We start from the raw sequence: 21,794 nt of genomic DNA, 5'->3' as shown, positions 1-21,794 counted from the left end.
GAGTACAACTCACCCGGTGGAGGCGGCAGTTGTCGTTCCGGGAAGCGGGTGTGCCGGTTCGCCACGCGGGGCGTCCCCGCCGGCCCTGCACGGTTCGGGTGGCGCGGGTGGGCATCATGAGCGGTTCCGCCGCCCGGCCCGTTCGCTTCCGGAGGACGCCTTGCACCGTTCCGCGTGCCTTTCCGCCACCAGGACGGGGGGCGTCGCGGCCTCCGCCGCCCTGCTCCTGACGTCACTCGTCCCGCTCGCCACGTCGGCCCACGCGGCCCGGATCCCCGCCGCCGCGCCGCCCTCCGAAACCCTGCAGGCCGGTTTCGCAGCTGCCGCGGCCAGATACCGGTTGCCACAGAGCGTGCTGCTGGGGGTGTCGTACCTCCAGTCCCGCTGGGACACGCACCCGGGCGCACCGAGCGTGACCGGCGGCTACGGGCCCATGCACCTCACCGACGGCCGCCAGGACCCCCCGAGCACAGCCGACGGCGGAGCCGACCGCGCCGGCCGCGGCGCCGGGGCCCGGACCGGCACCGGCACCGGCACCGGCACCGGCGGGACGCTGGCGCAGGCCGCCGCGCTCACCGGGCTTCCCGCCGAGAAGCTGCGCAGCGATCCGGCGGCCAACGTGCTGGGTGGCGCCGCGTTGCTCGCCGCGGCCCAGCAGCGGCTCGGCCGCGCTCCCGGCCCGGATCCCGCCGACTGGTACGCGGCGGTGCAGCGCTTCTCCGGCGCCACCGAGCCGGCGGCCGTGCGGCAGTACGCGGACGAGGTGTTCGCGGTCATCCGGGCCGGCCTGCACCGCACCACGGACACCGGCCAGTCCGTCACGCTGCCCGCCGTGCCGTCCGCCGCACCACCCGCCACCCCGGCCGCCGGCCGGCCCGGCCCCCGTCCCGGTGCGCCCGTCGAGTGTCCCGTCACGGTGTCCTGCGAGTGGGTCCCCGCCCCGTACAAGAAACTCGGCGACACCGACCACGGCAACCACGACCTCGGTGCCCGCGGCCGGGACAGCAGCATCGACTACCTCGTCATCCACGACACCGAAGGCTCCTGGCAGACGAGCGTCGGCCTGGTCCAGAGACCGGACAACGTGTCCTGGCAGTACACACTGCGGTCCTCGGACGGCCATGTCGCGCAGCACGTGGCACTGAAGGACGTGGCCTGGCACGCGGGCAACTGGTACACGAACGCCAAGTCGGTCGGCCTGGAGCACGAGGGTTTCCTGACCGCTCCGGACGCCTGGTACACGGAGGCCATGTACCGGTCGTCGGCCCGTCTCGTACGCCACCTCGCCGCGAAGTACGACATCCCGCTGGACCGGCTGCACATCATCGGCCACGACAACGTGCCGGGCGCGCTCCCCGACACGGTGCGCGGCATGCACACCGACCCGGGCCCGTACTGGGACTGGGCGCACTACTTCGAGCTGCTCGGCAGCCCGTTCGTGGCGACGGCGGGGCCCGGCAGCGAGGCGGTCACCGTGCTGCCGGACCACGGGACGCACCGGCCGCCCTACCGGGGTTGCGGCAAGAAACCGGCCGAGCCGTGCCCCGAGCACGGGTCGGGTGCGGTCCGGCTGCACACCGCACCCGACCTCGCGGCGCCGCTGGTCAAGGACGTCGGCCGGCGTCCGGGCGGCGAGCAGTCGACGACCGACGTCAACGACACCGGGGCACGGGCCTCGACCGGCCAGAGCTACGCGGTCGCGGAGCGGCGCGGGGACTGGACGGCGCTCTGGTACCTCGGACAGAAGGCGTGGTTCCACAACCCCGCCGAGCAGCCGACCGCGGTGAACGTCCGTGCGTCGTTGCTCACGCCCCGCGAGGGCCTCCGGGACATCCCGGTCTACGGCAGGGCGTACCCGGAGCCCTCCGCGTACCCGGCAGGCGTCCCCGTCCAGCCGGTGGTGCCGCTGACCTACCGGATCCCGGCGGGCCAGTGGTACGTCGCCGGCCGGCGGACGCCCGGCGAGTACTTCTACGCGCCGGGGTACGGGCAGGTGGGCCGGGTCGTCCGGGGCGGCGAGAACTACTACGAGATCCAGTACGGGCACCGGATCGGCTATGTGAAGGAGTCCGACGTACGCCTGGTGGAACGGGCGGCGCCCACGGACTGAGCCGTACGCCCGGTGGAGAGGGCCGCGCCCACACGCTGAGCCGTACGCCCGATGGAGAGGGCGGCGCCCACGGGCTGGTCAGCCCTGGAACATCTCCGCGGGGAGCGGCTTCAGCAGCGCGTAGAGGTCGTCGGTGATCGGCCGGTCCCAACTGGCGATCGTCACGAGGACGTTGTCACTGCGGTCGAACTGCACGCAGGAGATACGGCTCTCGGAGAGCTTGAGGCGGCGCACGATCAGCAGGTTGTCACCCTGCATGACGGGCACGTCCTCGACGCTCACGACCTCCACCTCTTCCTCGTTCTCCAGGGCGAGGAGCAGCTGGGCCACCTCGAAGGGGACCTGGCCGTCGGTGAGCTCGCGGGCCGGGGAACCTTCGGGGAGGTTCCCGATGATCATCGAGGGGCCGCGCCCGCCGAACAGGTCGTACCGGAGGAAGACGCCCTGACAGCTGCCGTCGGGCGCGGGCAGCAGGCCGGCGCCGAGGTTTCCCGGCCAGTCACCCGGGTCCATCGCGAGGACGTCGAATTCCGGACCCGCGGGCGTGGCGGAAGGGCGGCGGCGGAGGAAGGACATGCCGACATGGTACGTGGCCGGGACGGCCTGCGGAAAAGCGGCCGGGCCCCTTTGCGGGGCCCTTTGCCGGACCCTTACCGAAGCGTCGTCGCGGGCTTCGGATCCGGCCGCGGAAGTGGCCGCCGTGGACGCTCGTCCGGCCCGCGGGACCAGTCGCCGTGGAGGCTCGTCCGGCCCGCGGGAGTGGCCGCCGTGGACGCTCGTCCGGCCGGGGACGATCGCCGGCCCGCCTTGTTCTGCCCGGCGCCGCCGCGTCGGACGTACACCTCAAGCCTTCGGCGCCGCCGCCGGCCCTTTGTCTGCCGGCGTCGCCCCCGGCGCCTGCCCTTCGAGCGCCGCTCCGGAGGCCGGCACTTCCAGCGCCGATCGCGGGCCCGGGACTTCGAGCGCCGCCCCGGGTCCCGACCCACTGAGCATCCCTTCTGACCCCGGCCCACTGAGCGCCGCTTCCGGCCCCGGCACACCGAGGACCGCTCCCGGGTCCGGCACTTCGGGCGCCGTACCCGGATCCGGCAGCCCGAGCGCCGCCTCCAGCCCGGCCCGGCCCGTGCCGACCTTTCGGAAGACGGCCGAGAGCAGGTGGTTCGCCTCTGACTCGTCCGTGCCCAGCGCGCTGGCGACGGCCGCAGGCGAGTCCCCGCGTGCCGTCAGCACCGCCGCCGTCCGCTCTCTTGCGGTGAGCGTGGAGGTACCCGTGTCCGTTTCGTGCAGGCGCCTCGGGCGCAGGCCCGCCGCCGCGAGTTCCGCCCGGATCCGGGCCGCCAGGCCGTCGGCCCCGCACAGGAGCGCCCCCTCCAGCGCCCGGTACAGGTGCTCGGCGGCCTCCTTGGTCCGGGTGGTGCGCCTGAGTTCCCGGCCCAGTGCGAACAGCGAACGGCTCAGTTCGTAGGCGGCCGAGGAAGCTGCCAGGCAGGCCACGGACTCCTCAAGCACCTTCACCCGCTCGGTGGGTTCCGCCGACACCTCCGCCTCGACCCTGAGCGCCTGTCCGATCACCGAAGGGGTGCCGGTCCGGCGGGCGCGCGCGACGGCCTCGCGTGCGGTGGCCCGCGCGGCCAGGGGCGCGTCGCGGGCCTCGGCGAGTGCGAGGTGCAGCATCCAGGGGCACCAGCCGGGGTTACGGATACCGCGCCGCTCCAACCGCCTTCCCACCGCGCGGAGTTCGGCCACCGCTTCGGAGTTCCGGCCCTGGGCCAGCAGCAGTGCGCCGTACACCGTCTGCGAGTCGGGGAAGGTGACGGCGGCGGGAAACGGCTCGCAGAACCCGTGCTCGTCGGCGACCGCCGCCGCCTCGCTCGTGCGCCCCCGCGCGAGCAGCACCTCGACGAGGGCGCCGACCCCGTACCACTGGACGGGGGTGCGGACCCCGGTGCGTTCGGCGAGCCGCACCCCGGCGCGGACGAAGTCCTCGGCCTCGGCGAGACGGCCGCGGCGCAACCTGATGTAGCCGAGGAGGGTGTACGCGAAGGACAGATGGGCGCCGCGCCAGCCCTGGCGCTCGAACTCGGCGATGCCGGGGGCGAAGAGCTCCTCGGCGCGGGCGGGCCGGTCGGCGTACAGGAAGACGAGTGCGGTCAGCACCGGCACTTCGAAGCCCCTGGTGTCGTCCGCCCAGCTCAGGCCGCCCACGAGGGCGCGTTCGGAGTGGTGGACCGCAACTTCGGAGGGTTCGCCGCGCAGGGTGGCGTCCCAGGCGCGGAGACCGATGACATAGCGCTCGGTCACGTCGCGGCCGGTGAGCCGGTCGGCGAGGTGGGCGAGCCGCCGGGAGCGCGCGGGCGAGTCGGGTTCGTCGGCGCGGAAGGCGTCCCACATGAACTTCTCGGCCTGCATACGGAGCCGGGTGCGGGCGTCGGTGGCGGTGCGGGCCTCGTGCGCGAGGGTCTCGCAGGCTTCGGCGAGGCGGTCGCTGTGGGCGAGGACCTGGGAGAGGCGGTAGACGACGGCCTGGCGCAGGGCGGGGTCGGAGATCGGCTCTTCGAGGGCGGCGCGGAGGTGGTTGACGGTGGTGGCAGGCTCGGTGAGGAGCGACGCACAGCCCAACTCGTAGAGCACAGCGGCGCGTTCCTCGGTCCGCGGGGGTTCGCGCAGGGCGCGGGCGAGAGCCCTGCGTGCGGCGTCGAGGGCTCCGGCCCGGGTGGCTTCGCGGGCGGCGGCACGCAGGTGCTGCACCACCCACGGGTCGCCCTCGGGGTGGGTCTCCTGGAGGTGGCGGGCGGCGGCCGACGAGCCGAGTCCCGCGTCGACGACGCACCAGGCGGCCTGGCCGTGCAGGGCGACCCGGAAGGCGTCCGGGATGGCGCGGTAGATGGCCGTGGCGATCAACGGGTGCCCGAACTCCAGTGGCGCGTCGGGCCTCTGGGGGCTCGCGAGGATACGGGCCTCGCGCAGGCGATCGGCGGCGTCGGAAGCGGCCTCGGCGCCGAGGCCCGCGACGCTCGCCGCGAGTTCGAGGGAGATCTCCGTGCCGAGGACGGCGCAGGCCCAGGCGAACCGCACCGTGCCGGTACCGAGCCGTTCGAGGCGGGCGACGAGTCCGCTGCCCTTGACCGCGGCGACGATGCCGGGCAGCAGGTGGACGCTGGCCGCGTCGGGGGTCAGGTCGCGGTCGAGTGCCTTGGCCGCGAGTTCGACGGTCTCGAAGGGGTTGCCCCCGGTGACGGCCCAGCACTCGCGGCAGAACGCGTCGTCCGCGTGGGCGCCGAGCCAGTCCCGCACCAGGGCTCCGGTGGCCGCGGGGGTGAGCGGTTCGAGCCCGAGCGGTCGGTACCCGGCCCGCCCCGGCAGTGACCGCAACTGCTCCGCGTGGCGGGGCAGTTCGTCGGGACGGTAGGCGACGACGAGCAGCATGGGCAGGTCTTCCACCCGTGGCGCGAACGCGGCCAGCCAGCTCAGCGACTCCGGGTCGGCCCAGTGGGCGTCGTCGACGACCACGACCAGGGGTGCACGTTGCACGGCGACATGGGTGAGCACCCAGTCGAGCCCGTCGCGCAGGCCCTGCGGGTCGGGTGGCGCTCCCTGTGCCGACACGCAGAGGCCGAGGGCGGGGCCCACGATGTCGTACCAACTGCCCAGACGGCGGCGGAGTTCGGTGTCGGACTGGCCGGCGAGCTGGGGCTGGAGGAGTTGGCGGGCGACGTGGAAGGCGACCGTCTGCTCCTGGTCGCCGCCCCGCCCGGACAGGACCCCGCAGCCGCGGGCGGTGGCTCGGCGGCGGACCTCGGCGAGCAGGGTGGTCTTGCCGAGACCCGCGGGGCCCGCCACCGCGAGGAGGCCACCGCGGGCGGGCCCGCGCGGGTCGGCCAGGTCGCCGGGCAGTCCGGTGAGTGCGGCCAACGCCTCGTCCACCGCGGCCAGTTCGCTCTCCCGCTCCAACAGCGTGCGTTTGGGAACGCCAGAACCGCGCGGCATCGCGCCACCCCCCAGGTCCGGCCGTGCGCCCGGCGCGAGGCGGCGCCGGTGCGAGCTTCCGGAGGGCTTCAGCATATGCCCGTGAAGGGCCGCGGGGGCGGGTGACGCCCGCTCGGGGCGGCGTCCCGGCCGCGCCCGGGGTGGCGGGTGCCGCCGGAGGCACCACACACCTCCTTCACGTTTTCCTCACTCACCTGTCCCCCGGCGTCGCACGGCGGGGCCCGGCTCGGCACCCGCAGTTTTCACCGGCCGTCCAGGTTGTCCGCCTTTGCGGGTCAGGCCCCGCCTCGGAGCGCGGCTGTGGCCGCGCACAGTTCCGGCCATTACCGAACCGACCCCGCCGGCCCCGCACCCTCGGTGCGGCAGGTCCGCACGCCATCACCGGCACGCACGCCGTACAGCGCGTTGCCCCGGGCGTCCGGCACGGCGGCGAGCATCCGCCGACCCGTCGGGAGCGAGTGCTTCCGGCCGCGGGGGCCGCGTCCCGGCCCGGCGGGGGGAGACGACGGGCCCGCCGCGCTCCTAGTCTCCGCCCTCATGCACCTCACCCGACCTCGGCACCCGGCTCCGGCCACCGCCCTCGCACGCGTCGACGCCCGCGTCACCCCCGCGCCGGGCTGAGCCCCGCCCCGCACCAGGGCCGAGCTCCGGCCTCCCCCGGCCCGTGCGACGGTCGGGGGCGGCGCCCCCTGACGACCGGTCGGCCCTCTCCCCCCTGGGCCGGCCGGTCTTGTGCATGGCCGGAAGAGGTTCATCGGATCACGCGGCACCGGTCTGGCCCACTGGGTATCCACCAAGAGTGACCCCGGGGTCACCGAAAGCGTTTACGGCCTTGTTCCACCTGCCCCGCGCACGCGTGGGGCCGTTCGGTGAAGATCGCTCCCGGCACTCCGGTGCGACCCCTTCTCCTTGCCTCGATCTGCTGCGCCACACCTACTTTTTTTCGTCATCTTTCACATCAGGCACACAAGTTGGGCACGCAGGCAGGAACATGTGTCGCAACAGAACGCGGCGGCGCCACCCGGTTTCCAGGGGTGGCGCCGCCGTGTGGGGGGTGGGGGCCGCCGGGCGACAGTGCCGCGCGGTCCGTTCGGGAGGGAAGCACACCGCATGAAGCGGATCAGACGTCATGGCGCCCTCGGCGCCGGCGTACTCGCACTGGCACTGGGGCTGCCCGCGGCGGGGACCCCGGCAACGGCGTCCGTGCCCGTGGCGGCCGAGCAGACGCCGCGGATCGACCTCCGGGTGCTCGTGATCGACGACGGAGGGCCCGCGACGGCTGCCGTCGCCGCCGAACTGGAGGCCGCGGGTACCCCGTTCACCCGGGTCGAGCTCGCCGCCGGGGGGCGGCCCGTGATCGACGCCGCGTTCCTCGCCGACACCGTGGACGGCCGGCCACGGGCCAGGTACCAGGCGGTCGTGGCCCCGAACGACGACCCGTTCCCGGCCGGTTCGGGGGAGCAGGCCGCCCTCGTCGCGTACGAGAGGCTCTACGGGGTGCCCCGGGTCAACGCGTACACCTACGCCCGTCCCCAGGTGGGCCTCCAGGTGCCCGCCTACAGCGGCTCCGTGGACGGGGTGCGTGCCGAGGTGACCGCAGCCGGCCGCGGCGGGCCCTTCGGCTATCTCGAAGGCGCCGTGCCGTTCGAGGACAACTCACCGGCTGTGGGTGAGAGTTACGCGTTCCTCGCCGAGCCGGCTCCCGGCGCGGACTTCACCACCTACGTCCAGGCGCCGATCCCCGGCGGCGCGGGCACGGGCAGTCTCGTCGGTGAGTACCGGCACGACGGACGCCGCGAGCTGGTCGTCACCTTCGCCTACAACCGGTACCAGCAGCAGTTCCGGCTGCTGGCGCGCGGCATCGTCGACTGGATGACCCAGGGCGTCCGGCTCGGGGCGGCCCGCAACTACTTCGCGGTGCACGTCGACGACGTGTTCGCCGCGGACGACCGGTGGGACGCCCGTCTCAACTGCACCCCCGGCGACGTGGACTGCCCGCCGGGGCAGGGCGAGGCGAACCCCATCCGGATGACGGCGGACGACGTCCGGCACGCCGCCGACTGGTCACGCTCGCGCGGCTTCACCCTGGACCTCGCGTTCAACGGCGGCGGCAGCGTCGAACACCGGGAGAACAACAACGGCGCGGACCCCCTCGCCGACGCCTTCGGCGCACGGCGCGACGAGTTCCGCTGGCTCAACCACACCTACGACCACCCCTATCTCGGCTGCGCGCAGGACGTGTCCGTCATTCCGTGGAAGTGCGCGAAGAACCAGGACGGCTCGGTCAAGTACATGGGCCAGGCCGAGATATCCCGGCAGATAGCCGACAACAGGCTGTGGGGGATCGCCCAGCGACTTCCTTTGTCGCACGACGAGTTGGTGACGGGTGAGCACTCCGGACTGAAGATCTCGCCGCAGCAGCCCGAGGACAACCCCAACCTCGCCCCGGCCCTCGCCGCGAACGGCGTCGAGTGGCTCGGCTCGGACAGCTCCCGCGAGCCGCAGCAGCGTGAGGTCGGCCCGGCCCGCACCGTCTCGCGCCACCCGGTCAACATCTTCTACAACGCGGGCCGGACCGCCGAACAGGTCGACGAGTACAACTGGATCTACACCGGCCGGGCCCAGGGCGGCAGCGGGCTCTGCGAGGACCTCCCCTCGACCACCTGTCTGCCCGCGCCGCTGGACGCCGCGACCGGCTTCGCGCAGCACATCGTGCCGCAGGAGATCAGCACCACGATGAGCCATGTGCTGGGCAACGACCCGCGCCCGCACTTCATCCACCAGTCCAACCTCGCCGAGGACCGGATCGGCTATCCCGTCCTGGACGGCACGATCCAGCGCTACGACGACCTGTACACGGCGTCCGCGCCCCTGGTGAACCTGCGGATGCGCGAGATCGGCGCGGAGCTCCGGGACCGGGCCCTCTGGAAGTCCGCCCTGGACACGGGCCGGGTCACCGCCTTCCGGATCGGCGACACCGTGACCGTGCGGGCCCCGGCCGGCGTGCGGGCCGCCGCCACCATGCCCGTCGGCACCCGCAGGGTGCTCAGCTCCGGCACCGGCGCCTTCGGGCAGCCGTACGCGGGAACGGTGTCCGGTTGGGTGGCCCCGGACAGCGCACAGGCCGAGGTGACGCTGGCCCTGGCCGCCGGCGCGGCACAACGGTCCGTGCCCGCACGGGGCGCAGCCGTGCAGCAACCGCCGCTCGGGCCGCGGCAGACGGTGCCGCGCCTCCCGATTCCTCCGGGTGTCGCACAGCCGGTGCCCCTCCGCGGCGGGCGCTGACCCCGGCCACGCGCCACCGACGACACCCAGGGGCCGGCCCCGAAGCGGCGGCCGGCCCGTACCTCGTCTCTTCCGCATCCTTTCCTGCCGTGGAGCACACCCATGCTGGATCCACACCGCGCACCGGACTCAGGTGCCACGCGGGTCACTCTCCTCACCGAAGGCACCTATCCGCACAGTCACGGCGGTGTGAGCGTCTGGTGCGACCAGTTGGTCACCGGAATGCCGGACATCGGTTTCGACGTCGTCGCCGTCACCGGCTCCGGCCGCGAGCCCCTCGCCTGGGAGCTGCCCGCGAACGTCCGCGAGCCCCTCTCCGTGCCCATGTGGGGCCCGGTGCCCGCCGGTTCACCGCCGCGCGGCCGTCGGCTGCGACGGCTCCTGGCCTCGTACGAACAATTCCTCACCGCGCTGCTCGACCCGGGCGCCGAGGACGGTTTCGCGTCCGCCCTGTACGACCTGGCGCACGCGGCACGCGACGGGATGCTGAGCCCCGCGCTCCGTTCGGACGCCGCGATCCGGATCCTCACCGGGGTGTGGAACCGGCCGGGGCTGCCCACCAGGGAGGCCGGGCCCACCGTGCACGACGCGGTGACCGCCACCGGCCTCCTGGAGCACGCGCTCAGGCCGCTGGCGGCCCCGCCGCCGCGGACGGGGGTCTCGCACGCGGTGAGCGGCGGCGTGGCGGTCCTCCCCGGACTCGCCGGGCTGCGGCAGTACGGCGTTCCGCTGCTGCTGACCGAGCACGGGGTGTACCTGCGCGAGCGCTACCTCGGCTACCGGACGGCCCCCTACCGGTGGCCGGTCAAGGCGGTGCTGCTCGGGTTCTTCCGGCTGCTGGCGGAGGAGACGTACCGCAAGGCCGCCCTGATCACTCCCGGCAACCGGTACAACCGGCTCTGGGAGGAACAGGGCGGCGCAGCACCGGAGTTGATCCGTACCGTCTACAACGGCGTCGACCCGGCCGCCTTCCCGCACGCCGGGCCCGAGCCGGCCGGGCCGACGCTCAGCTGGGCGGGACGGGTCGACCCGATCAAGGACCTGGAGACGCTCATCCGGGCGTTCGCCGAGGTGCGGGCGCAGCTTCCGACCGCCACGCTACGGCTGTTCGGCGGCACCCCGCGCGGCGGCGAGGCGTACCGGGAGCGCTGCGAGGCGCTGGCGGCCTCGCTCGGGCACGGGGAGGCGGTGACCTTCGAGGGGCGCGTCGAGGACATCAAGGACGCCTACGCGGCGGGCAACGTGGTGATGCTCTCCAGCATCAGCGAGGGCTTCCCCTTCACCCTGATCGAGGCCATGTCGTGCGGCCGGGCCACCGTCTCCACCGACGTGGGCGGGGTGCGCGAGGCCGTTGGTGACGCGGGCCTGGTGGTGCCGCCGCGGGACCCGTCCGCGATGGCCGCAGCCGCCCTGGAGCTGCTGCGCGACCCGCGGCGGCGGGCGGGCATGGGCGAGGCGGCCAGGCTGCGGGTGATCGAGCAGTTCACGCTGCGCCAGACCGTGGACACCTTCCGGGCGATCTACCTCGACCTGGCGGCGCACGGCACCGCCACGCTCTCGGCGCCCGCCGCCGAGACCCGCCGTACCACGGGACAGTTCTCGGCCGTGGTGGGCGACGTCGCCGAGGCCGCGCGGTTGAGGCAGGTGGCCGGATGAGCGGTCCGATCTCCCTGGAGCAGGGCCGGGGTAAGGAGGACACCCTCACGCTGCGGCTCGCGTCCGTCTCCTCGGTGACCATGGCGCTGCGGCTGCCGCGCATCGGGGCCGGCCGCCGGGTGCGCAGCGACGACGCGGTGGACACTCTGGCGGCGCAGCTCGCCGACCGTGTCGGGCCGGCCGTGCACGCCTACGAGGTGGCGGCCCTGCTGGAGTCCGAGGGGCTGACGGCGGACGCGATCAAGGAGAGGTACGGCCACCCGAACCTGTTCTCGCTGGCCGAGGACCTTTACACCCGGGTGCCGCGCAGCTTCCCCGAGCCCGCGCCCGAGACCGACCCGTGGGCCCCCGACCATGTGCGGTGTGAACTGCGCGGCGCACTGTTCGGGCTGCCCGGCCTCGCCTACCCGTTGACCTCGGAGCTCTGGTTCACCGACCGGGCGGTGCTCGCGCTGGTCGTGGCGGGGCTGCTGTCCTGGGCGTGGAGCCAGGGTCTCGCGCACCGGGCGTACCTGCGGCTGACGTCGGGACGCCGGGAGGCCGGTCTGACCCTGCTGTACGGGGCTCCGGCGGGCGGTGTGCTGGCTGCCGGGGCGGGCGCGGTACTGGTGGGCCCGGGGCCCGCCGCCCTGTTCACGGTGTGGCAGTCGGTCTATCTCGCGGCGGCGAGCGTGCTGCTGGTGTTCGCCCGCGAGCGGCTGCTCCTCACCACGCTGACGCCGCTGATCGCGGGCGCCGGGCTGCTGCCGTGGTGGGACCCGGACCCGTGGGTGCGGACCGTCCTGCCGCTGCTGACCGCGCTGTTGGCGGTGGGTGCGGCCTGGTACACGATCCTTACGGCGCTCCGGGAGGGCCCGGCGCCGGGCGCGGTCCGGCCCGGTGTGCTGCCTTCGCTGCCGTACGGGCTGTTCGGGCTCGCCGCGGGGCTGCTGGTGATGTCCGCCGGGCTGCGGCACCCGTACGCCGTGGTCGCGCTCACCCTCAGCATGGGTCCCGCCGAGTGGCTGCTCTTCCGTTACCGGGGGCTGTCCGTGGCGGCGCTCCGCAGGGCGGCGACCCCGGCCGGGTTCCGGCTGCGGTCGGCGGGGGTGCTGGGCGGGTGTCTGCTCGGTTATCTGCTGCCGCTGGTTCCGACGGCGCTGCTGACCGGGGCCGAGGTCGCGCCGCTGCTCGCACTTGGCGCGGTGCTGTGGACGGCGTTGCTGCTGCAGGCCTTCGGCATCGCCTGGCTGCCCGCCGCGATCTGTGCCGTCGCGGCGGCGGGGGTCGGCGGTGCGGCCTGGGCGGCGAGCGCGGGCCTGCCAGGCCCGCCACCGGGTCCGTTCGTACCGCTGCTGTGCTGCGGCACGGCCGCGGTGGCCCTGCTGATCTGTTGTGTCGCCCTGCTCGGCCGGCCGACGGCGCACGCCTGAGACGGCCCGCGCCCGCACCCCTCTCTGTCGTCCCTGCTGCTCCGCGCCCCTGCCCGGGGCCCGGACGGCTCCCCTCCCCCGCTCCGTCCACGCCACTCCCACTTCGATCCACTTCCGCAAAGGACGCACACGTTGACCACCTCACCGCTCGCCGCCGTCACCGGGGCCGAGGGCTTCATCGGTTCCCATCTGACCGAGGCCCTGGTCGCCGCCGGCTTCAGGGTGCGCGCCATGGCCCAGTACAACTCCTTCTCGTCGTACGGCTGGCTGGAGACGCTGCCCGCCGACGTCCTCGACCAGGTGGAGATCGTGCTCGGCGACGTCCGCGACCCCGGGTCGGTCCGGGCGCTGGCCGAGGGCGCCGACGCCGTCTACCACCTGGCGGCGCTCATCGCGATCCCCTACTCCTACCAGGCGCCGCACAGCTATGTGGACACCAACGTCACCGGCACCCTCAACGTCCTTGAGGCGGTACGGGCGTTGGGCACCCCGCGGCTGGTGCACACCTCCACCAGCGAGACGTACGGCACCGCACGGACCGTGCCGATCACCGAGGACCACCCGATCAACACCCAGTCCCCTTACGCCGCTTCGAAGGCGGGGGGCGACCGGCTGGCGGACAGCTACTACGCGAGTTTCGCCACTCCCGTGGTGACCCTGCGGCCGTTCAACACCTTCGGTCCCCGGCAGTCGATGCGGGCGGTCATCCCGACCGTCATCGGCCAGGTGGCGGCGGGCTCACGGACGATCACCCTCGGCGACCTGCGCCCGACCCGCGACTTCACCTTCGTACGGGACACGGCGCAGGCGTTCCTCGCGGTGGGCACGGCTCCTGCCGACGACGTCGTGGGCCGCACCTTCAACGCCGGTACGGGCGGGGAGATCTCGGTGGGCGACCTGGTGCGGCTCATCGGCAAGGTGATGGAGGCAGACCTGGACGTCCGCGAGGACGAGCAGCGCATCCGCCCGGCGAACTCCGAGGTGATGCGGCTGGTCGCGGACGCGTCCCGGCTGACTGCCGCCACCGGCTGGACCCCCGCCCACGACCTGGAGCAGGGGCTGGCGGCGACCGTCGAGTTCTTCCGCGACCCGGCCAACCTGGCCCGCTACAAGACCGACATCTACAACATCTGACTTCCCACCCCCCAGGGACACGCATCCGCCCGTCATCAACTCCCCCACGCGCAGCCCCGCTCATTCCGCCAGTCGTACCAAGGGAGACTCCCATGCACGCTGTGATACTCGCCGGAGGCAAGGGCGTCCGGCTCCGGCCGTACACCACCGCACTTCCCAAGCCGCTGGTACCGATCGGTGACCAGCACGCCATTCTGGAGATCGTGCTCCGGCAGCTGTCGTCGGCCGGGTTCACCAGCTGCACCCTGGCCATCGGCCATCTCGGCCACATCATCCGCGCCTACGTCGGCGACGGGGAGCGCTGGGGCATGCGGATCGACTACGCCACGGAGGAGAGCCCGCTCGGCACCATCGGCCCGCTGCTCAACCTGCGTGACCGGCTGCCGGAGTCGTTCCTCGTGATGAACGGCGACATCCTCACCGACCTCGACTACGCCGACGTGCTGCGCCGGCACCGCGCCTCCCAGGCGCCCCTGACGATCGCCACCTACGCCCGCCAGGTGCGCATCGACTTCGGCGTGCTGACCACGGACGCCTCCAAGGTGGTCGCGTTCACCGAGAAGCCGAGCGTGGACTACCGGGTGTCGATGGGCGTGTACGGGCTGTCCCGTGCCACCTTGGACGGCTACACGGCGGGCCTCCCGCTGGGCTTCGACGAGCTGGTGCTCGACCTCCTGAAGACCCGGAACCCGCCGCACGCCTACGCGTTCGAGGGCTACTGGCTCGACATCGGGCGGCCCGACGACTACGACCGGGCGAACGCGGAGTTCACCACGCACCAGTCGCTGCTGCTCAAGGGAGCCTGAGAGACGATGCGCATTCTCGTCCTGGGTTCCACGGGATACCTGGGCGCCCACGCGGCCGGGCAGCTGGGGGCCCTCGCGGGCGTCCGGCTGCTCGGCGGCGGCCGGGGCCCCGACGCCGGGCTGCGCGTCGACCTCGCCACCGCGTCACCGGACGAACTCGCGGACGCGTTGGCGGAGTTCGGCCCCGACGTGGTGGTCAACTGCGCGGGCGCGGTGGGCGGTGACCCGCTCACCCTCGCGGAGGTGAACGCGCGCGGGCCCGCCGTACTGGCTGCCGCCATGCGCCGCTCGGCGCCCCGGGCGCGGCTGGTGCACCTGGGTTCGGCGGCCGAGTACGGGACGACCTCGCACGGCGTACGGGTCACCGAGGCCGCCGCGACGCGGCCCGCGGGCCCTTACGGCGCCACCAAACTGGCCGGCACCTTCGCCGTCACCGCGTCCGGACTCGACGCGGTCGTCCTGCGGGTCGGCAACCCGGTGGGCCCCGGCGCCCCCGCGGCCGGACTGCCGGGACGTCTCGCCCGGGAGCTGCACGAGGCGGGTGACGACCCGGGCAAGGTGGTCCGGCTCGGTGACCTGTCCGCCTACCGGGACTTCGTCGATGTCCGGGACGTGGCGCGCGCCGTCGTCCTGGCGGCGACGGCGCCGGGCCCGTTGCCACCGGTGCTGAACGTGTCCTGCGGTACCGCCGTCCCGGTCCGAGACCTGGTGACGGGCCTGGTCCTGGCCGCCGGATTCCGCGGCCGGGTCGAGGAGAGCGCCGGGTCGGGCTCGGCACGGTCCGCCGACGTGTCGTGGCAGTGCTCCGACATCGAGGCGGCGGACCACGCACTGGGCTGGCGGCCCGCGTACGTACTGCGGGACTCGGTACGGGCACTGTGGGAGGCGGTAGGAGGCTCCGGGCTGGCCCACGGGGGCGCCGGGGCTGCTCCTGGTGAGGCTCGGGCGGCCCCGCGGGGCGCGCGAGCGGTCCACGGGGAGACGGGGACGGTCCTCGGGGAGACGGGGACGGTCGTCGGGGAGACGGGGACGGTCGTCGGGGAGACCGGGCGTGTTCTCGTGCCCGCTCCGGCGCAGTGGGCGTCCGCCGGCGGGCCCGCGGGTCCTCGGAACCCGGTCGTCACCGGGGGCCCGGCCACCCCCGCCGCGCCGGGGTATCAGGACCCGCAGCCGCGCCAGGATGCCGCGCGGTGAGCGTACTGCTGCCGCTCTACACGCACCCGGCCGTCGACCCGGAGCCGTGGCGGCTGGCCCTGGCCGCCGCCGACCGGGTCCACGGTGTCGTCCTGAACGCCGCGGACGGGCCGGGCGAGCTCGCGGACCCCGCCTTCGCGGAGGCCTCACGAGGCCTTCGTGCGGCGGGAGTTCCCGTACTCGGTTACGTCGACCTGGACTACGGCGAGCGTCCCGAGAGCGAGGTGGCGGCCGACCTGGAGCGGCACCGGTCCTGGTTCTCGGTGGACGGGTGGTTCTTCGACCGGGCCCCTGCCGAGCGGTCCGCGCTGCCGCACTGCCGCAGGACCGTCCGGGCCGCGCGCCGGACGGGTGCGCGGACCGTGGTCCTCAACCCGGGGGCCCACCCGGCTCCCGGCTACGCCCGCCTCGCCGACCTGATCGTCACGTTCGAGGGGCACTGGACGAGTTACGTCGCGCCGTTCGACCGGCCCAGATGGACCACCCGCTTCCCCCCGGAGCGCTTCTGCCATCTGGTGTACGGCGTCCCGCGGGCGATGTCTCCCGTCGCGGTGCGGACCGCGCTCGACCGGGGGGCGGCGGTGTGCTGCGCGGTCGGCGGCGAACTCCCCAACCCCTGGTCGGCCCTGCCACCCGAACTGCTGGAGCCTTCCCCGTGACCGCCTCCCCGCGAAAAACGGCCGGCCGGGCCGCTCCTCGACCGACCGCCGCCCTTTCGGCGTTGCTGGCGGGGGTGTGCGCGCTGCTGCTGTTCCTCGGCGGCTGCTCCTCGCCGGCACCCGGACCGCGCGCCGCACCCACCGCCGGGGGCCCCGGCGCCGCGGGCACCGCCACGGCCGCGCCTCGGCCCTCGTCGGCGGCCACCCCGCCGCGCACGGCGCCACCGTCCAAGTCCCTCCCGCCGTCGCCCCAACGGTCCTCCGCACCACCCCGGAGGCCTGCCACGGCTCCTGCCCCCGCACCACCCGTGCGGCGGATCTGGCAGCCGCGCCCCGGCACCGCCTGGCAGTGGCAGCTCGACGGCCGGGTGGACCCCCGTACCGACGTCCCCGTGTACGACATCGACGGTTTCGAGAACTCCGCGGCCGACGTGGCCCGGCTGCACGCGGACGGCCGCAAGGTCATCTGCTACATCAACGCGGGGGCCTGGGAGGACTTCCGGCCCGACCGCGACGACTTCCCCGCCTCGGTCCGTGGCGGCCCGAACGGCTGGGACGGCGAGCGCTGGCTGGACATCCGGCGGCTGGACGTCCTGCGACCGCTGATGGACCGGCGGTTCGAGATGTGCAGGCGCAAGGGCTTCGACGCCGTCGAGCCCGATCTGATGGACGCCTATCTCCACGACACCGGCTTCCCGCTCACCGCCGCCCACCAGCTCGCGTACAACAAGATGCTGTCCTCGCTCGCCCGCACGAAGGGGCTGGCCGTCGGCCTCAAGAACGACCTGCCGCAAATCCCGGAGCTGGTGCGGTACTTCGACTTCGCGGTCAACGAGCAGTGCGCGGAGTTCGACGAGTGCGCCGCGCTGCGTCCGTTCGTCACCGCGGGCAAGGCCGTCTTCCACGTGGAGTACGACCTGGCCAACGGGGAGTTCTGCGCACAGAGCCGTCGCCTCGGCCTCTCCTCCATGCGCAAGAACCTCGAACTCGACCCGTGGCGCGGGCCGTGCTGAGCGCAGGTGCGCTCAGCCGCTCCCCTCGCCCCGGCGCAGCGACCCCCGTACGAACGCGGCCTGACCCACGTGCTGGAGGTCGTCGGCGAGAACGCTGATCAGGCGGGCGCCGAGCGTCACCGGCGGGTCCCACTCCTTGTCGACGACACGGTCGAGGTCCTCGTCGCCGGTGGCCGAGAGGAAGGCGAGGGTCCGTTCGTGCACGGCGTCGTAGTAACCGAGGAGGTCGGCCGCCGAGGCCACCCGTACGGAAGCCATCTGCTGCGCGGTGTGCCCGTACCCGGTGTCGGAGTTGGCGACCGGCAGCCCGAGGCGTTCGGCCCAGCCGTCCTCGGTCCAGGCCTGCTCGCGGCCGGCGACGTCGCTGATGTGGTCGTCCTGGACGCGGGCGAGGTGCCAGACGAGCCATCCGAGGGTGTTGGCTCCCTCCGGCACCTGCCGGGACAGCTCGTCCGCCGACAGTCCCTCGACGGCCGCACGGACCTCTTCCTTGATCCTTCCGTAACCCTCGACGAGTACGTCACTGCTGCGCATGGTGACCTCCAGGTGTGTGCGGCTGCTTCCCCCGGTCCCCGCCCCTCTTCCCCCTCATCATCGGACGAATCGGACCACCGGGCCTGTCCTGCGGCCCACCGGGCGGATCGAGCTGCCGCGGGGACCGTCAGGTGAGGTCGAACGCTCCATGACTCGCGTTGACCACGAAGGCCCGCCACTCCGCCGGGTTGAAGATCAGGGACGGGCTGCCGGGCACCGCCCCGTTGCGCATGGCGATGAACCCCTCCACGAAGGCGATCTGCACGTCGCCCGCCCCCTTGCTGCCGGACTGCCAGTCGGCCCCGCTCAGATCGAGTTCCGGCCTGGCCGCGCCCACCAGCCCCTGCTGCGTGCTTGTCGCCACGTCGCGCTCCTCCCGTTCGTCGTCATCCGTGAGCCACAGTAGCGATCGCACCGGGTGACCGACAGGCCACGGACCGAGAGGCCAGGCATTCAAGGTAGAACTTGAGAAAATTAAGTTCTGCTCGTTGTCATCTTAAGAATCTCAAGGTAGAAATGAACCACGGGCTCGTCATCGAGAGTAAGGAGCCGAGGGTGGACTGGCAGGAACTGACGGACCTGACACAGGGACAGCCGTTCATGGTCGAGCGGGTCCGGCTGGCGGGCAGCGGGATCGCGATCGAGGGGCAGTTCGAGCCGCCGCAGCTGGCGCAGCTGAGCATCGACGACCAGGTCTTCGTGGCCGCGTTCGTCAGGTCGCACGGGTCGATCAAGGAGATGGAGCGGACCTTCGGGGTGAGCTACCCGACGGTCAAGTCCCGGCTCAAGCGGATCGCGGACGAGCTCGACTTCGTGGACACCGACCCCGCCCCCACCGGCGCCGCCGAGGTGGTCGACCGCCTGCGGCGGGGGGACATCAGCGCCGAGGAAGCGCTGGCAGAGCTGGAGGGCCGGCGGTGATCCCGCAACTGGTGACGGTGCGCTACCGCCGTTCGGACGGCCGTCGACGCCGGCTGTTCGTGCCGGTGCTCCCGGTCCTGCTGGTGCTGTCGCCGTTGCTGCTGCTCGCCGTGTCGGCGGGTCTGGTCGCGTGCGTCGTCTTCAGGATCAGTCCGCTGGGCGCCCTGCGCGGAGGCCTGCGTGTGATGTGGGCGCTGCCCGGCACCCGGTTCGAGCTGGCGGACGGCCGGACGGTCTTCTCGGTGAACGTCATATGAGACAGAGCAGTCACAAGAGCGAGAACAACAAGGAGCTCCCCATGAACGAGCAACGTCGTCAGGTCCTGCAGATGCTGGCCGATGGCAAGGTCACCGCGGACGAGGCCGAGCGACTGCTCGCCGTCCTCGAAAGGGAGCAGCCCGCTCCCCCGACGACGGCCGCGCCCCGCTCGAAGTCACGGCCCAAGTACTTGCGGGTGGTCGTGGACTCGTCGGACGACCCGGGCTCCGACGGAGCGAGCCGGGTCAACATCCGGGTTCCGCTCCAGTTGCTGCGCGCCGGGGTCCGGCTCACCAGCCTCCTCCCGCCGCAGGCAATGACCAAGGTCAATACGGAGCTGGCCAGGTCGGGCGTACCGATCGACCTCACCGAGCTCAAGCCGCAGCACCTTGAGGAACTCATCGAGCACCTCGACGACGTCATCGTCGACGTGGAGGACCCCACCTCCAAGGTGCAGATCTTCTGCGAGTGACTCCACCGGCCGGCGCCGGACCACGGACCAGTTCGACCGCGACCCGAAGCAGCCGGGGAACCCGGGCACGGGCCGCTTCCCTCGACCCGCGCCCGCCGCGCTCACGCGTCCGGCCGCTGCGACCCCACCACCCACATCGCGAAGAACTGGGACCCGCCGCCGTAAGCGTGGCCGAGGGCCGTACGGGCACCGTCGATCTGGTGCTCGCCGGCCCGGCCGCGGACCTGGAGGGCGGCCTCGGCGAACCGGATCATGCCGGAGGCGCCGATGGGGTTGCTGGACAGGACGCCGCCCGAGGGGTTGACGGGGAGGTCGCCCTCGATCTCGGTGACTCCGGACTCGGTGAGTTTCCAGCCTTCCCCCTCGCCGGCGAAGCCCAGGTTCTCCAGCCACATGGGTTCGTACCAGGAGAACGGCACGTATATCTCGGCCACGTCGATCTCCCGGCGCGGGTCGGTGATGCCCGCCTGGTGGTAGACGTCGGCCGCGCAGTCCTTGCCGGCCTGCGGGGAGACGAAGTCCTTGCCGGCGAAGAGGGTGGGCTCGCTGCGCATGGCGCCGCCGTGCACCCAGGCGGGCGGGTGCGGGGCGCGGGAGGCGCCCTCCCTGTCGGTGAGGACCATGGCACACGCGCCGTCGGAGGACGGGCAGGTCTCGGAGTAGCGGACCGGGTCCCAGAGCATCGGGGCCGCCTGCACCTTCTCCAGGGTGAGGGTGGGGTCCTTGAGGTGGGCGTACGGGTTCTTGAGGGCGTTGCGCCGGTCCTTGTACGCGACGAGGGAGCCGATGGAGTCGGGGGCGCCGGTGCGGCGCATGTACGCGCGAACGTGCGGCGCGAAGAAACCGCCGGCTCCTGCCAGCAGGGGCTGCTGGAAGGGGACGGGGAGGGAGAGGCCCCACATGGCGTTGGACTCGGACTGCTTCTCGAAGGCCAGGGTGAGTACGGTGCCGTGCACGCGGGCGGCGATCAGGTTGGCCGCCACGAGGGCGGTGGATCCGCCGACGGAGCCCGCCGTGTGGACGCGGAGCATGGGTTTGCCGACCGCGCCGAGCGCGTCGGCGAGGTAGAGCTCCGGCATCATGACGCCCTCGAAGAAGTCGGGGGCCTTTCCGATGACGACCGCGTCGATGTCCTGCCAGGTCAACTGGGCGTCGGCCAGAGCGCTTTGGGCGGCCTCACGGACGAGGCCCGCGATGGAGACGTCGTGGCGGGCGGAGACGTGGTGGGTCTGGCCGATGCCGACGACCGCCACGGGCTCCTTGCCGTACGAGGTGCTACTCACTGGCTTCCCCCTCCAGGACCGCTACGAGGTTCTGCTGCAGACAGGGGCCGGACGTGGCGTGTGCCAGAGCCCGGTCGGACTCGCCCCGCTGGATCCGGGCGGCCGCCTCGCCGATCCTGATGAGCCCCGCGACCATCATCGGGTTGGCGGCGAGCGCACCGCCCGACGGGTTGACCACGACGTCGGCCCCCAGGTGCAGCGCCTTGCGCAGGACGACCTCCTGGGAGGTGAAGGGCGCGTGCAACTCCGCGGTGTCCACCGGGCTTTCGTAGGCTCCGGCCCGTTCGGCGGCCAGTCGGGCGGACGGTGAGTCGGTGAGGTCGCGCACGCCCAGGGAGTGCGCCTCGATGCGGTGGTCCATCCCCCGGATCCAGGCGGGCCGCGTGCACAGCTCGCGGGCCCGGTCCCCGGCGGCGAGGATCACCGCGGCGGCCCCGTCGCCGATCGGCGGACAGTCACCGGACCGCAGCGGATGCACCAGATACTCGCCTGACGGAACGTCACCCTTGAGCTGTGCGTGCGGGTTGGAGCTCGCGTCGGCCCGGCTACGGGCGGCGACCGCGGCGAGTGCGGGCTCGTCCGTGTCGCCCGCGTCGAGCAGCGCCTGGGCCTGGAGCGCGGCGAGCGAGACGGAGTCCGGCCAGAGCGGTGCGACGTAGTACGGGTCGAGCTGGCGGGTCAGTACGTCACGGACGTCGCCCGGTGACGACTTGCCGTGCGCGTAGACCAGAGCGGTGTCCGCCTCGCCGGTGAGGATCTTCACCCAGGCCTCGTACAGCGCCCAGGCGCCGTCCATCTCGACGTGCGACTCGGAGATCGGCGGCCAGGCACCGACGCCGTCCAGCGCCATGGTGAACGAGAACGCCCGGCCGGCCAGGTAGTCGCTGGAGCCGGAGCAGGTGAAGCCGATGTCGCTGGTCCGCAAGCCGGTTTCGGCGAGCACCTGGTGCAGCACGGGCATCAGCATCTCCACCTCGGAGACGTCGTCCGTGCGGCGCCGGTGGCCGGTCTGCGCGAAGGCGACGACGGCGACGTCCCGTACGGGCCGCCGCGCGGGGGTGGGGGCCATG

The 21,794-nt window shown here is 73.2% G+C and carries 17 protein-coding genes and 1 pseudogene; 12 read left to right on the top strand and 6 right to left on the bottom strand.

The window, feature by feature from the left end; translation table 11 throughout:
- Positions 1–160: 160 nt before the first annotated feature.
- Complete coding sequence (locus ACIQM4_RS23680) at positions 161–2,110, top strand: N-acetylmuramoyl-L-alanine amidase (RefSeq protein WP_401594934.1); 1,950 nt, start codon at positions 161–163, stop codon at positions 2,108–2,110.
- A gap of 78 nt (positions 2,111–2,188) precedes the next feature.
- Here the strand turns inward: ACIQM4_RS23680 and ACIQM4_RS23675 are convergent, their stop codons facing one another.
- Both ACIQM4_RS23675 and ACIQM4_RS23670 read right to left on the bottom strand, forming a co-directional pair.
- On the bottom strand, positions 2,189–2,686 hold the full coding sequence (locus ACIQM4_RS23675) for a hypothetical protein (RefSeq protein WP_401594931.1): 498 nt from the start codon (positions 2,684–2,686) through the stop codon (positions 2,189–2,191).
- A 267-nt stretch (positions 2,687–2,953) separates the two neighbouring features.
- A complete protein-coding gene (locus tag ACIQM4_RS23670; RefSeq protein ID WP_401594928.1) occupies positions 2,954–6,097 on the bottom strand; it encodes an ATP-binding protein in 3,144 nt (1,047 codons plus the stop codon).
- 1,110 nt (positions 6,098–7,207) lie between these two features.
- Here ACIQM4_RS23670 and ACIQM4_RS23665 point away from each other — a divergent pair.
- From ACIQM4_RS23665 to ACIQM4_RS23630, 8 genes and pseudogenes are all read left to right on the top strand, one after another.
- Positions 7,208–9,382 carry a hypothetical protein gene (locus ACIQM4_RS23665; protein WP_401594925.1) on the top strand — a complete coding sequence of 725 codons (2,175 nt, stop codon included), beginning with the start codon at positions 7,208–7,210 and terminating at the stop codon, positions 9,380–9,382.
- A gap of 102 nt (positions 9,383–9,484) precedes the next feature.
- The gene (gene pelF / locus ACIQM4_RS23660; RefSeq protein ID WP_401594923.1) at positions 9,485–11,038 is read left to right on the top strand and encodes a GT4 family glycosyltransferase PelF; all 1,554 of its coding nucleotides are present in this window, start codon (positions 9,485–9,487) and stop codon (positions 11,036–11,038) included.
- Positions 11,035–12,450: a hypothetical protein gene (locus tag ACIQM4_RS23655; protein WP_401594920.1), complete on the top strand. Its 1,416-nt coding sequence runs from the start codon at positions 11,035–11,037 to the stop codon at positions 12,448–12,450. Before pelF ends, ACIQM4_RS23655 begins: the two co-directional genes overlap by 4 nt.
- Positions 12,451–12,582: 132 nt before the next feature.
- Entirely contained in the window at positions 12,583–13,584 is a 1,002-nt protein-coding gene (locus ACIQM4_RS23650; protein WP_401594917.1) for an SDR family NAD(P)-dependent oxidoreductase, read from the top strand.
- Between the two features lie 92 nt (positions 13,585–13,676).
- The gene (locus ACIQM4_RS23645) at positions 13,677–14,390 is read left to right on the top strand and encodes an NDP-sugar synthase (protein ID WP_401594914.1); all 714 of its coding nucleotides are present in this window, start codon (positions 13,677–13,679) and stop codon (positions 14,388–14,390) included.
- Between the two features lie 6 nt (positions 14,391–14,396).
- A pseudogene (locus ACIQM4_RS23640) lies at positions 14,397–15,290 on the top strand (NAD-dependent epimerase/dehydratase family protein); the annotation flags it as partial.
- A gap of 290 nt (positions 15,291–15,580) precedes the next feature.
- Positions 15,581–16,243, top strand: a complete 663-nt coding sequence (locus ACIQM4_RS23635; RefSeq protein WP_401594911.1) for a spherulation-specific family 4 protein — start codon at positions 15,581–15,583, stop codon at positions 16,241–16,243.
- Positions 16,244–16,317: 74 nt separating this feature from the next.
- Complete coding sequence (locus ACIQM4_RS23630; RefSeq protein ID WP_401595062.1) at positions 16,318–17,256, top strand: endo alpha-1,4 polygalactosaminidase; 939 nt, start codon at positions 16,318–16,320, stop codon at positions 17,254–17,256.
- Between the two features lie 12 nt (positions 17,257–17,268).
- Here ACIQM4_RS23630 and ACIQM4_RS23625 read toward each other — a convergent pair whose 3' ends face one another.
- Entirely contained in the window at positions 17,269–17,790 is a 522-nt protein-coding gene (locus ACIQM4_RS23625) for a DUF664 domain-containing protein (protein WP_401594909.1), read from the bottom strand.
- Positions 17,791–17,917: 127 nt separating this feature from the next.
- Positions 17,918–18,154, bottom strand: coding sequence for a DUF397 domain-containing protein (locus ACIQM4_RS23620; protein ID WP_401594906.1), 237 nt, complete (start codon positions 18,152–18,154; stop codon positions 17,918–17,920).
- A gap of 191 nt (positions 18,155–18,345) precedes the next feature.
- Between ACIQM4_RS23620 and ACIQM4_RS23615 the strand changes: the two genes are divergently transcribed.
- From ACIQM4_RS23615 to ACIQM4_RS23605, 3 genes are read left to right on the top strand one after another with little or no spacing between them, the layout of a single operon-like run.
- Positions 18,346–18,711 carry a DUF2089 domain-containing protein gene (locus tag ACIQM4_RS23615; protein ID WP_401594904.1) on the top strand — a complete coding sequence of 122 codons (366 nt, stop codon included), beginning with the start codon at positions 18,346–18,348 and terminating at the stop codon, positions 18,709–18,711.
- Positions 18,708–18,968, top strand: coding sequence for a hypothetical protein (locus tag ACIQM4_RS23610; protein WP_401594901.1), 261 nt, complete (start codon positions 18,708–18,710; stop codon positions 18,966–18,968). Before ACIQM4_RS23615 ends, ACIQM4_RS23610 begins: the two co-directional genes overlap by 4 nt.
- A 41-nt stretch (positions 18,969–19,009) precedes the next feature.
- Positions 19,010–19,441 carry an SHOCT-like domain-containing protein gene (locus tag ACIQM4_RS23605; protein WP_401594898.1) on the top strand — a complete coding sequence of 144 codons (432 nt, stop codon included), beginning with the start codon at positions 19,010–19,012 and terminating at the stop codon, positions 19,439–19,441.
- Between the two features lie 101 nt (positions 19,442–19,542).
- Here ACIQM4_RS23605 and ACIQM4_RS23600 read toward each other — a convergent pair whose 3' ends face one another.
- On the bottom strand, positions 19,543–20,724 hold the full coding sequence (locus ACIQM4_RS23600; protein WP_401594895.1) for a thiolase domain-containing protein: 1,182 nt from the start codon (positions 20,722–20,724) through the stop codon (positions 19,543–19,545).
- On the bottom strand, positions 20,717–21,793 hold the full coding sequence (locus tag ACIQM4_RS23595) for a thiolase domain-containing protein (protein WP_401594892.1): 1,077 nt from the start codon (positions 21,791–21,793) through the stop codon (positions 20,717–20,719). Before ACIQM4_RS23595 ends, ACIQM4_RS23600 begins: the two co-directional genes overlap by 8 nt.
- Position 21,794 lies beyond the last annotated feature (1 nt).

The sequence above is a fragment of the Streptomyces sp. NPDC091272 genome (assembly GCF_044757485.1).
GTDB lineage: Bacteria > Actinomycetota > Actinomycetes > Streptomycetales > Streptomycetaceae > Streptomyces.
The sequence above is the reverse complement of the archived record's forward strand: the minus strand, read 5'-3'. Positions and strand labels throughout refer to the sequence as shown.